This window comes from Clostridium polynesiense (assembly GCF_000820705.1).
GTDB lineage: Bacteria > Bacillota > Clostridia > Clostridiales > Clostridiaceae > Clostridium_AA > Clostridium_AA polynesiense.
In genome coordinates this window covers 1-11,922 of the sequence record NZ_CCXI01000120.1, presented here as the reverse complement: position 1 = coordinate 11,922, position 11,922 = coordinate 1, and the positions used below count along the sequence as shown (strand labels likewise).

Below are 11,922 nucleotides of genomic sequence, written 5' to 3'. Positions count from 1 at the left end.
ATAAAATGAAGGGAATTATTTTAGCAGGAGGGGCAGGTACAAGATTATATCCATTAACAATGGTTACATCAAAACAACTTTTACCTATATACGATAAACCGATGATTTATTATCCATTATCAACTCTAATGTTAGCAGGTATTAAAGATATATTAATTATATCAACACCAACTGACCTTCCTAATTTTGAAAGACTTTTGGGGGATGGTTCACAGTTTGGAGTAAATTTTGCATATAAAGTTCAACCTAATCCAGATGGGCTTGCGCAAGCATTCATTCTTGGAGAAGAATTTATTGGAGATGATTCATGCGCAATGGTTCTTGGAGATAATATTTTTTATGGTGGTGGATTATCTAGTTTTTTAAAAATAGCTTTAGAAAATACAGAAGATAATAAATCAACTATTTTTGGTTACTATGTTAATGATCCAGAACGTTTTGGAATCATGGAATTTGATGAGAATATGAATATTTTGTCAGTGGAAGAAAAACCAACTAAGCCAAAAAGTAGTTATTGTATTACAGGACTTTACTTCTATCCAAAGGGTGTGTGTGAGATGGCAAAGAAAGTGAAACCATCTGCACGTGGAGAACTTGAAATAACTTCTCTTAATGATATGTATTTAAAAGAAAATAGATTAAAAGCACAAATATTAGGACGTGGATTTGCTTGGCTTGATACAGGAACAATGGATAGTTTAGTTGAAGCAACTGAATTTGTGCAGATTACGGAAAAAAGGCAGGGTGTAATGATTTCTGCACCAGAAGAAATTGCTTTCCGTAAAGGCTGGATAAGTAAAGAAAAATTGATTGCTTCTGCCAATAGATATGGGAAATCTCCATATGGCGAACATTTACATAAAGTTGCCGATGGAATATTGAAGTTTTAACTTGAAAATAAATGAGGTGTAAGGGAAAAATGATACGAAGAATGAGCAGTGAGAAGATATTTTTAGGATTAGTTACCTTTTTATGGGGGTATCATGCTTTTTTTCGCTACTTTGGGATAGTGTTGAAGAGAATTCCGAGTATTGGATTTATTTTTCTATCATTAATCGTTTCCTTTCTAATAATCGGATCAATTCCTTATATTTCAAAATGTGTTCGAAGTAAGGATTTGCTTTTGGGATTCCTTGCTATTATTGTTGTGTTAGTAACGTTACTTGTTAATGCAAAAACAACAGAACCGTTTAATGAAATATGGCCAGAATTTTTACTACAATGTTTTGTAATGTATTATGTGGGACTTGCATTACATAAAAAGTTACACATAGATAATGGGCTTTTAAATATATTGAGTATCGTATCTATTCTAAGTATTCTAATATTGACTATTGTATTTAATAATACCAACGGAGGTTTTGAATACGAGTGGTCATCGAATCAATATATACCTTACTCATTATTACCACATATATTACTGCTTATGGCGGATATTTTCAAAAAAATGTCTATCATAAAGTTATTAGTAGTTTTATACGGTTTTTTTAATTTGGTAATGCTTGGAAATAGAGGTTCTATTGTGTGTTTCCTAGTAATGTTTCTACTATTGACAATTTATAAAACAATTAGTATGAATGTAAAAAAAAGAGTACTTTTACTTTTGGGAATCGGTGTTTTTATATTTATCGCGACGTTTACAAATTTATATGATATTGCACTTAAGGGACTTTATCAGTATGCATTAGATCATAACTTAAGCACGCGAGTATTTCAGACTTTTTTAGGTGAATATACGGCAGGTACCAGTTTTGATAGCGGAAGGTTGGATATTCAAAAAGTCCTTTGGCAGCGATTGGCTCAATATCCATTTGGATATGGACTTGGAAGCGATAGATATTTTGTAGAGCAGTATGCACATAGTATTATTTTGGAATTGTTGATCAATTTTGGAATAATTATTGGAGGAATAATTCTTATCATAGTGTTAGTAAAAATAGTTTCAGGTTTAAGGATTGTTAGTGAGGATTCATGTGTTAGAAGTATATATTTAATTTCATTCTGTATGGGGTTTGTAAAATTGTTCATATCAGGTAGTTACTTGACAGAACCTTATTTTTATTTGCTTTTAGGACTTTCTGTTTCATTAATTAGGACAAAGAAAAGTAACTTGCAACAAAGAGGTAAAATTATAAGATTGGAGAGAGATTTATGAAAAAGACAATTATTGTAACTGGAGGAGCTGGATTTATAGGTAGTAATTTTATATTTCATATGTTAAAGAAATATACTGATTATCGTATTATTTGTTTAGATTGTTTAACATATGCAGGCAATTTGTCAACGTTGATGCCAGTTATGGATAATACGAATTTTCGATTTGTTAAGGAGAGTATTACTGATAGAGATGCAGTATATAAGCTTTTTGAAGAAGAAAATCCAGATATTATCGTAAATTTTGCCGCAGAAAGTCATGTGGATCGTTCTATTCACAATCCGGAAGTTTTTCTTGATACCAACATTAAAGGTACAGCAGTTCTTATGGATGCTTGCCGTAAGTATGGAATACAGAGATGTCATCAGGTATCAACAGATGAAGTATATGGTGATCTTCCTCTTGATAGACCAGATTTGTTTTTTACGGAGGATACACCAATTCACACAAGTAGTCCATATAGTTCATCAAAGGCTAGTGCGGATCTTTTAGTTCTTGCGTATCATAGAACATATAATTTACCTGTAACTATTAGCCGTTGCTCCAATAACTACGGACCATATCATTTTCCAGAGAAATTGATACCCTTAATGATTGCAAATGCATTAAATGATAGACCATTACCAGTTTATGGGGAAGGCTTAAATGTACGAGACTGGTTGTATGTTGAAGATCATTGTAAAGCAATTGATTTAATTATACACCAGGGACGTATTGGAGAAGTTTATAATATTGGTGGTCATAATGAAATGAGAAATATTGATATTGTAAAGATTATTTGCAAGGAACTTGGAAAGCCAGAAAGCCTTATTACATATGTTACAGATCGAAAAGGACATGATATGCGTTATGCAATCGATCCGACTAAAATACATAATGAGCTTGGTTGGTTACCGGAAACTAAGTTTGCTGATGGTATTAAAAAAACAATCCAGTGGTATTTGGATAATAAAGAGTGGTGGGAAACTATTATCTCTGGAGAATATCAAAATTATTATAAAAAAATGTATGGAAATAGATAATTGCTGAATTAAAATAAATAGGTTTCAAAAGTATTAATTATGGAGGATATGATTTGCATAGGATATTGAGATTAATAAAAATAAAAGTGATGAATAGTAAAGAAGCAAAAAATGCGATTTGGTTAATTGGTGGTCGCGTTGTACAAATGATTTTGTCTTTTTTTATTAGTATTCTTACAGCTCGGTATCTTGGCCCTGGTAATTATGGCATAATTAATTATGCAGGAGCATATGTGGCATTCTTTACATCTTTCTGTTCGCTGGGAATTAATTACGTTATTATAAAAGATTTTATGGATAATCCTAATGAACAAGGAAAAGCAATAGGAACTACCTTAGTATTAAGATTAGTTTCTGCACTAGTATCATCTATTATGATAGTAGGGGTTGTAAGTGTTATTGACAAAAATGAACCATTGACATTAGCGGTTACAGCATTGTGTAGTGTTGCTTTGATTTTTCAAACACTCGATACCATTAATTACTGGTTTCAATCCAGATATCAATCTAAGATTACATCGATAGCAACATTAATTGCATATCTTGTAACTTCGGCTTATCGTATCTTTCTACTTGTTACTGGCAAAAGTGTGGATTGGTTTGCATTTGCAACATCAGTGGACTATATTTGTTTAGGCACAATGTTATATATAGTTTACAAAAAAAATGGGGGACCTAAGTTATCCTTTTCTTGGGAAAAAGGAAAAAATCTTTTAAGAAAAAGCTATCATTATATATTGTCAGGAATGATGGTTGCTATTTACGCTCAGACAGATAAGCTTATGCTTAAGCAAATGATGGATGAAGTCTCTGTTGGTTATTATTCATTAGCTTTAACAGTAAATTTAATGTGGGTATTTGTACTACAAGCAATTATAGATTCGCTATTTCCAACAATTATGCAGTTGCACAAAAAAGATAAAGAAGCCTTTGAACGTAAAAATAGGCAGTTGTATGCAATTGTTATATATATTTCAATAGCTGTTGCGTTTAGTTTTATTGTTTTTGGAAAATATATAATTACAATATTGTATGGTGATGCTTACATGGCATCTGTTCAACCGTTAAAAATTATTACATGGTATACAATATTTTCATATCTTGGAGTGGCGAGAAATGCATGGGTTGTTTGTGAAAATAAACAAAAGTATTTGAAATATATGTATTGTACTGCGGCTATTTTAAATATTGTTCTTAACTATATATTTATTCCGTTATGGGGACCGTCTGGTGCAGCGTTAGCTTCGGTGATTACTCAGATTGGAACAAGCATGATTATTCCTTGTTTTATAAAGGATATGCGACCAAATGTAAAATTAATGGCACAAGCGTTTGTTCTTAAAGGAATTAAATAGGTAGCAATGCGCAAGAGATTTATATTATGCAAGCGACAATTAGAATATTAAAAAGATGATGAGCAATACATTTGTAATTATTATGCACTTTTGAAGAATTTGGAAGGGGATGAGTAATGATGAAGATTGCAGTAGCAGGAACAGGGTATGTAGGGCTATCTATTGCAACACTTTTGTCTCAAAATAATGAAGTAATTGCTGTAGATATTATTTCAGAAAAAGTAGAGAAAATAAATAATAGAATTAGTCCAATACAGGATGAATATATTGAAAAGTATTTGGCAGAGAAAGAGTTAAACCTTAAGGCAACACTAGATGCGGAAGAGGCTTATAAAGACGCAGATTTTGTCGTGATTGCAGCGCCGACAAACTATGATAGTCAAAAAGATTTTTTCGATACATCAGCAGTTGAGAAAGTAATTCAGTTGGTAATTCAATATAATCCAGATGCGATTATGGTAATCAAATCCACAATTCCAGTTGGGTTTACAGCATATGTACGAGAAAAATATCATTGCGATAATATTATTTTTAGTCCTGAATTTTTACGTGAATCAAAAGCTTTATATGATAACTTATATCCATCCAGAATTATTGTGGGAACAGATGTAGAAAATGCAAGACTTGTAAAGGCAGCAAATACATTTGCTCAGATTCTGCAGGAAGGTGCTATTAAGGAAGATATAGATACTTTAATTATGGGATTTACAGAGGCAGAAGCAGTGAAGTTATTTGCTAATACATATCTGGCATTGCGTGTTTCTTATTTCAATGAATTAGATACTTACGCAGAAATGAAAGGATTGAATACACATCAGATTATTGATGGTGTATGCTTGGATCCTCGAATTGGTGCTCATTACAACAATCCATCTTTTGGGTATGGTGGATATTGTCTTCCAAAGGATACAAAACAGTTATTAGCTAATTATGCGGATGTCCCTCAGAATATGATGTCAGCTATTGTAGAGTCTAATCGTACAAGAAAAGATTTTATTGCAGATAGAGTATTGTCTATGGCTGGATATTACGATTACTATAATAGAGGAGACTTTGCAGCAGATCAGGAAAAAGAATGCGTGATTGGTGTGTATAGATTAACAATGAAAACCAATTCTGATAATTTCCGTCAATCATCTATTCAGGGTGTTATGAAGCGTATTAAGGCAAAAGGCGCAACAGTTATCGTATATGAGCCAACATTGGAAGATGGTTCAACCTTCTTTGGATCTAAAGTTGTTAATGATATGAAAAAATTTAAAGAATTAAGCCAGGCAATTATTGCTAATAGATATGATAGTGTATTGGATGATGTCCAAGAAAAAGTATACACTAGAGATATTTTCAAACGAGACTAAAACTATGCGCTTAAGATATAAAATAGGTGCATTTCCGTTTTTAATGTGTTAACATAACGTTGTTCATGAAAATAATTTTTGTAGTAACGTGAACGTGATATCTAAAAGATATTTTGGCAAATTATGATTCTACGCTTTTTGTCATGCTTGTTGTGAAGAACGGCAGAGAGAGTAGAATTTTTACGAGGCAGTGTTCATAAAAAATGAAGGAAGGTAAAATATGAACAAACAAGAGAGCGATATTTTAAATACACTTTTAACAGAGCCATATATTAATCAGAGAGTGCTCGCTGAGAGAGCGGGTCATTCATTGGGTGTAGTCAACCGTACATTGAAGGATTTGATAAAACTTGGTTATATCGATGAAGAGATTCGTCCAACAGAAAAGGCGATGGAGGAATATAAGGAAAAAACTCCAAACAGAGCCATTATTCTGGCAGCAGGATTTGGAATGCGTATGGTTCCAATCAATACGGAAATGCCAAAAGGACTGTTGGAAGTCAATGGAGAGCCATTGATCGAGAGAATCATTAAGCAGCTGCATGAAGTTGGAATCACAGAGATTTATGTCGTTGTTGGATTTTTGAAAGAACGCTATGAATATTTGATAGATGAATATGGAGTAGAGTTAGTTGTGAATGCAGATTATGCGACAAAGAACAATCTTCATTCTATGAAGTTGGTTACAAAGCATATGAGCAATGCTTACGTGATTCCTTGTGATATCTGGTGTAATAACAATCCGTTCCACAGACATGAGATGTACTCCTGGTATATGGTAAGTGATCTGGTAGACGATGAAAGTGATGTGCGTGTGAATCGTAAGATGGAATTGGTCAGTGTTCCAAAGAGTTCCGCTGGAAATGCCATGATTGGAATTTGTTATCTGGCTGAGAAAGATGCGAAAGTAGTGGTTGAAAAGATTGAAGCGTTATCCCGAAAACCACGATATGATGGCGTATTCTGGGAAGAAGCTTTGTATCAGAAAGACCGTATGATCGTGGCTGCGAATGTAGTTCATTCAGCAAATGTAGTTGAGATTAACACATATGAACAACTTAGAGAACTTGATAGTGATTCAAATCAATTAAAGACAGATGCTATACATATAATTTGTGATGCATTAGATGCAAGAGAGGAAGAAATAACTGATATTACTGTGCTTAAAAAAGGAATGACAAATCGTTCTTTTCTTTTTTCTTGTAAAAATAAAAAGTATATTATGCGTATTCCAGGAGAGGGAACAGATAAGTTAATTAACCGTAGACAAGAAGCTTCAGTTTATGGTGTTATTGATGGCAAGCAAATTTGTGATGATATTGCTTATATCAATCCAAAGAGTGGTTATAAAATCACAGAGTTTTTAGAAAATGCAAGAGTTTGTAATCCTGATAATAGAGATGATGTGGGAAAATGTATGTGTAGGCTACGTGAATTTCACGAGTTAGGATTAAAAGTAGATCACGAATTTGATATTTTTGGACAAATGGAGTTTTATGAGACATTATTGGAAGGAACGCCATCTATCTATAAGGATTATACAAAAACAAAAGAAAAAGTATATTCTTTAAAAGAATATATTAACACGCATGTAGGTGAAAAGGTATTGACACACGTAGATGCTGTTCCCGATAATTTTTTGTTTATTGAAAAATATGGCAAAGAAGAAATTCGTTTGATTGATTGGGAATACGCTGGAATGCAAGATCCACATGTTGATGTAGCTATGTTTTGTATATATTCTCTTTACAATAAAGAACAAGTCGATAGTCTGATTGATGCGTATTTTGTAGAAGGATGCCCTCATGAGATAAGAATTAAAATATATTGTTATATTGCTGTATGTGGATTGCTATGGAGTAACTGGTGTGAATATAAGAGAAACTTGGGAGTAGAATTTGGTGAGTATTCTTTGAGACAGTATCGTTATGCAAAAGATTACTACAAGATTGTGAAAGAGGAGTTAGAAAAATGCAAGTAGATAATGCAATTATTATGGCAGCAGGAGCCGCAAGTCGATTTGCTCCTATTTCTTATGAGAAGCCAAAGGCTTTGATTGAAGTGAGAGGGGAGGTCCTGATCGAGAGACAGATTCGTCAGTTGCGAGAGGCTGGAATTGAGGAAATTGTAATCGTTACAGGATATAAAGCAGAACAGTTTGAGTATTTGAAAGAGAAGTTTGGTGTGATTTTAGTACACAATCCAGAGTTCTTGAATCGAAACAATAATGGAAGCATTTTTGCAGCCCGTGAATATTTGAAGAATTCTTACATTTGTTCTTCAGATAACTATTTTTTACAGGATCCTTTTGAATGTGAAGTAGAGGATTCCTACTATTCTTGTGTGTATGCAGAGGGAAGTACAGAAGAGTGGTGTGTGACAGAGAAAGATGGATGGATTCAGGATGTAAAGGTAGGCGGAACAGATTCATGGATCATGTTGGGACATGTATTCTGGTCTAATGAGTTTTCTCAAAAGTTCTTATCAATCTTGGAAGAAGAATATGAGAAGCCAGAGACGGTAGATAAGCTTTGGGAGACTAATTTACATCGAGCATATGCAGGAACTTCCTTTAAAGATTCGAAAGTATCCGGGAGGTTTTATTTTTGAATTTGATACCTTGGGATGAACTTCGAGAATTCGATCCGGCTTACTGGAACGAAACAGGTTCTTGCATTTTGCAGAAATGTGCAAAAGAGTTGGGCGTGGAAGAAAAAAATTTGACAGAGATCAAAGCATTTAAGGATAAAAATAATGCAGCGGCCGGCTTTATATTTTGCGCAGGGGACAGATACAGATATTTTTATGAGACTCAAGGAATGGAGAAAGATGAATGAAAAAGAGAATTGATTGGATGATTACGTTGGTACCATTGGCGATTATTGGAGGGTTGAGTATTTTATTCCTCTTATTTCCAGAACAGTCAAATGCAGTGTTGAGCCAGGTACGTTTTTTCTTTGGTGACACAATGGGAACATTTTATATTGTAGTTGGATTGGGAATTTTCTTAGTTTCACTTTATGTATGTGCGTCAAAGTATGGCGATATTGTACTTGGTAAACCAGATGAAAAGCCGAAGTATTCATTCTTTGCATGGGGAAGTATGATGTTTACTTGTGGTCTTGCAGCGGATATTTTATTCTATTCTTTTTCAGAATGGGTAATGTATGCTACAAACCCACATATTGCTGAATTGGGAACAGTTCAGGAATGGGCAGGAGTATTCCCGTTGTTCCACTGGAGTTTTATCCCTTGGGGATTCTATCTTGTACTTGCAGTAGCATTTGGTTTTATGCTCCACGTAAGAAAAAGAAATAAACAGAGATTTTCAGAGGCATGTCGTCCGGTATTGGGAAAACATACAGATGGTGTTTGGGGAAGAGTAATTGACTTGTTAGCAGTATTTGCTTTGTTGGCAGGAACAGCGACAACATTTAGTGTAGCAACACCATTAATGGCAACAATTATTCAGAGCTTGTTCCATGTAACTATCAGCAGAACAGCAATTACAATTATTATTATTTTAATTACATGTGCAGTTTATACCTATTCTCTCCTTCATGGATTTAAGGGGATCAGTATTCTTGCAAATGTATGTATTTATTTATTTTATGGTTTGATGATTTTTGTTCTTCTCGTAGGAGGACAGGGACAGTACATTATTGAAACAGGAATTGAGTCATTTGGTAGAATGATCCAGAACTTTATCGGATTATCTACATATATCGATCCACAGAGAACAACAAACTTTGCACAAGATTGGACAATTTATTACTGGGCATACTGGATGGTATGGTGTGTAGCGGCTCCATTCTTTATCGGAAACATTTCAAGAGGAAGAACAGTACGTCAGACAATCTTAGGAGGATATATCTTCGGTGTAGGTTCCACAATTATTAGTTTTGTGGTATTTGGAAACTATTCTTTGGGATTACAGACATCTGGAATCGCAGACTTTATTGCAGAATACAGCAAAACAGGAGATTTGTACGGTATGATTATCAATATAATCGAGACAATCCCTTGGGCAACAGTGTTATTAATTTGGGTATTGGTTACTATGGTTGCATTTTATGCAACATCCTTTGACTCTATCGCATATACAGCTTCTTGTTACAGCTACAAAGAGTTGAATGACAATGAACATCCACACAGATCTATTCAGTTATTATGGTGCTTATTACTGATTTTGTTACCAATCGCATTGGTATTCTCAGACAGTTCTATGAGCAATATCCAGACAGTTAGTATTATTGCAGCATTTCCAGTTGGAATTATCATGGTATTAATCGTATGGAGTTTCTTAAAGGATGCAAAAAAATATATGGAAGAAATAAAACATTTTAAATAGTCATAAACCAGGTTGATATAATATGAAAAGGCAACCTGGTTTGTTTCTTATAAGTGATTATATTAACATAATATAATGAAATGGAGAGATGTAAGGATAAACAGATAGAGTTGACGGGATTGAGTGTGTTAGTTATACTATCATATAGTACAGAAGTACCACACAACAATAACGAGGGGAGACAATATGCTTGAAATAACAAATTTTATTTTAGATCATTATGATAACTTACCAGTTGCTGTGTTAATTTTGACAATAGCTGGATCCATTGTTATCTGTTTATATAATTACAAATCAAAGCAAAGAGGGAACGTCAGAGATTTTGTGTAAACAAATCTTCTGGCGTTTTTTCTATGTATGGTGAACTGGAAAAATAGGAAATAATAACTATAAGAAAAAAGAGAAGGAGTATGAGATTATGCCTGATTTGAATTTAACTAACATAGACCTTAATGAAGAATTGAAGAAGTGTAGCAGCATGGAAGATTTAGTGGGAAAGAACGGCCTTATGCAGAGGCTCTTCGGAAACATAATTCAACAGTTTTTAGAAGCAGAGATGGAAGAGCACATCGGGAGGGAGAAGTACGAGAGAACAGCCCCTGACTCAAGAAATTATAGGAATGGATACAGTCCTAAAACTATAAAAAGCAGCTTTGGTGAATCAAAGGCCTGCCCGACGCCATTAAGGCGGTTTTCCCAGACGTCAATATACAGAGCTGTATCATACACCAGATAAGGAAATCCATAAAATATATTTCTTCTAAGGATAGCAGAGATTTCATGGCCGACCTTAAAGAAGTCTACAAAGCTGTTAACGAAGAACAAGCGTTGAAGGCCCTGGAATCCTTAGAAGAAACCTGGGGAGAGAAATACTCAATAGTGACTCAGTCGTGGCTTAATAACTGGGGTAATCTATCTACCTACTTTGATTTTCCTCCGGAATTCGCCGCATAATCTATACGACAAATGCTCTTGAAGGTTTTAATAGGCAGTTAAGAAATTTCACAAAAGTAAGAACTTCATTTCCCACTGATGATGCGCTGAGAAAGGCATTATACCTAGCTACAGAGAAGATTATGGTTAAGTGGATTTCGCCGATGCAGAACTGGCACAGCACACTGGCTCAGCTCAGCATCATGTATCCTGATAGGCTTGAACAGTACCTATAGTATTTAATTTTTTTATAAAAAGTATGTATAAAAACTTTCTATTTATCTAAACTAATAGCATAACCAGTTACACTATCTCAGTATTTAGTTATTCCCAATAAAATCATGACCACCCGTGAAACGGGTCGATATATTCTTTTAAACTCATTTGTTCATATGCTATATCTTCTTGTATTTGCTTTTTTATATATTCTTCTATTGCCTTTTTGTTTCTTCCTACTGTACTCACATAGTATCCTTTACACCAAAACTGTCTATTTCCATATTTGTATTTCATATTTGCATGTCTATCAAATATCATAAGTGTACTCTTTCCTTTCAAGTATCCCATAAATTGTGACACACTTAATTTCGGCGGTATACTTACAAGCATATGTATATTATCTTTACATGCATTAGCTTCTATTATTTCTACACCTTTATGATCACATAACTGCCTCAATATTACTCCTATATCCGCTTTAATCTGGCCATATATTATTTGCCTTCTGTATTTTGGTGCAAAGACTATA

The 11,922-nt window shown here is 34.0% G+C and carries 11 protein-coding genes and 1 pseudogene; 11 read left to right on the top strand and 1 reads right to left on the bottom strand.

All coding sequences use genetic code 11. The features are described from left to right. The first annotated feature begins 5 nt into the window (after window positions 1-5). The 11 genes and pseudogenes from rfbA to TA89_RS18030 form a co-directional block, all read left to right on the top strand. Window positions 6-890, top strand: a complete 885-nt coding sequence (gene rfbA, locus TA89_RS11570; RefSeq protein ID WP_040213531.1) for a glucose-1-phosphate thymidylyltransferase RfbA — start codon at window positions 6-8, stop codon at window positions 888-890. A gap of 11 nt (window positions 891-901) precedes the next feature. Further along, window positions 902-2,155, top strand: a complete 1,254-nt coding sequence (locus tag TA89_RS11565; RefSeq protein ID WP_207642851.1) for an O-antigen ligase family protein — start codon at window positions 902-904, stop codon at window positions 2,153-2,155. Beyond that, window positions 2,152-3,177: a dTDP-glucose 4,6-dehydratase gene (rfbB, locus tag TA89_RS11560; RefSeq protein ID WP_040213527.1), complete on the top strand. Its 1,026-nt coding sequence runs from the start codon at window positions 2,152-2,154 to the stop codon at window positions 3,175-3,177. Before TA89_RS11565 ends, rfbB begins: the two co-directional genes overlap by 4 nt. 89 nt (window positions 3,178-3,266) lie before the next feature. Next, entirely contained in the window at window positions 3,267-4,532 is a 1,266-nt protein-coding gene (locus tag TA89_RS11555) for a flippase (protein WP_040213579.1), read from the top strand. A 119-nt stretch (window positions 4,533-4,651) separates the two neighbouring features. Beyond that, on the top strand, window positions 4,652-5,890 hold the full coding sequence (locus TA89_RS11550; RefSeq protein ID WP_040213577.1) for a nucleotide sugar dehydrogenase: 1,239 nt from the start codon (window positions 4,652-4,654) through the stop codon (window positions 5,888-5,890). Window positions 5,891-6,110: 220 nt separating this feature from the next. Then, the gene (locus TA89_RS11545; RefSeq protein WP_040213525.1) at window positions 6,111-7,871 is read left to right on the top strand and encodes an NTP transferase domain-containing protein; all 1,761 of its coding nucleotides are present in this window, start codon (window positions 6,111-6,113) and stop codon (window positions 7,869-7,871) included. Window positions 7,872-7,885: 14 nt separating this feature from the next. After that, a complete protein-coding gene (locus tag TA89_RS11540) occupies window positions 7,886-8,500 on the top strand; it encodes an NTP transferase domain-containing protein (RefSeq protein WP_242850131.1) in 615 nt (204 codons plus the stop codon). Next, a complete protein-coding gene (locus TA89_RS18885) occupies window positions 8,497-8,727 on the top strand; it encodes a hypothetical protein (protein ID WP_242850130.1) in 231 nt (76 codons plus the stop codon). Before TA89_RS11540 ends, TA89_RS18885 begins: the two co-directional genes overlap by 4 nt. After that, window positions 8,724-10,241, top strand: coding sequence for a BCCT family transporter (locus TA89_RS11535; RefSeq protein ID WP_040213523.1), 1,518 nt, complete (start codon window positions 8,724-8,726; stop codon window positions 10,239-10,241). Before TA89_RS18885 ends, TA89_RS11535 begins: the two co-directional genes overlap by 4 nt. A gap of 418 nt (window positions 10,242-10,659) precedes the next feature. Next, entirely contained in the window at window positions 10,660-10,977 is a 318-nt protein-coding gene (locus TA89_RS19355) for a transposase (RefSeq protein WP_479723475.1), read from the top strand. After that, a pseudogene (locus TA89_RS18030) lies at window positions 10,902-11,410 on the top strand (IS256 family transposase); the annotation flags it as partial. The gene TA89_RS19355 and the pseudogene TA89_RS18030, both read left to right, overlap by 76 nt. 103 nt (window positions 11,411-11,513) lie before the next feature. On the opposite strand, the gene tnpA reads toward TA89_RS18030, so the two are convergent. Beyond that, on the bottom strand, window positions 11,514-11,921 hold the full coding sequence (tnpA, locus tag TA89_RS11525) for an IS200/IS605 family transposase (protein WP_052447460.1): 408 nt from the start codon (window positions 11,919-11,921) through the stop codon (window positions 11,514-11,516). Window position 11,922: the final 1 nt, after the last annotated feature.